This window comes from Globicatella sp. HMSC072A10 (assembly GCF_001811625.1).
GTDB classification, from domain to species: domain Bacteria; phylum Bacillota; class Bacilli; order Lactobacillales; family Aerococcaceae; genus Globicatella; species Globicatella sanguinis.
The window spans coordinates 1-641 of the sequence record NZ_KV805663.1; the positions used below are offsets into that span (position 1 = coordinate 1).

1 protein-coding gene is annotated in these 641 nt (G+C 45.9%); it reads left to right on the forward strand.

What is annotated here, in order from left to right:
* Nucleotides 1-563: IS66 family transposase (locus tag HMPREF2811_RS03365; RefSeq protein WP_141749244.1), on the forward strand; the 563-nt coding region annotated here is incomplete at its 5' end.
* Nucleotides 564-641: the final 78 nt, after the last annotated feature.

Consider the following 641-nt stretch of genomic DNA (forward strand, 5'->3'; position numbering starts at 1 on the left):
TAAGGCGGAAATTCTTTGAAGCCCTGCCAGCTAAAGTGTCTAAGCATCAACCTGCTTATCAGGCGGTTAAATGGTGCGATTCCTTTTTCCAATTCGAACAGAATTGGAAGGAGCTGACAACTGAGGAACGCTTGACTTGGCGCCAAACTTGCCTTCAAAGACAAGTTGACGAGTTCTTTGATTGGGTCAAGACTTTGAATGCCTTACCTCAAACCAAGCTGGGAATGGCCATCTCCTATGCTCTCAAACATGAGCCTTTCTTCCGTCAATTTCTTGAAAATGGTCGACTAGAGATGAGCAATAATCGAGCGGAGAGACAAATCAAGCCACTGGTAATTGGGCGCAAGAACTGGTTGTTTAGCCAAAGCATTCAAGGAGCCCAAGCGGCCGGGGGGATCCTCAGTCTCTATGAGAGTGCGAAGCTTAATGGTATCCATCCTCCGTCTTATTTTCAATATTTACTTGAGGAGCTTCCTGAACTTCCGGTGCAAAATTTTGAAGCACTCGAGGCTTATTTGCCTTGGTCTTCGAAGGTCAAGGAAGCCTGTCAGGCCATGAAATAATTAAAAAGACTGAAACCGGCCCTTCAACACCTATTGTAGAGTGTTGAGGGGCCGGTTTCTATATACTTGGCTATTGGG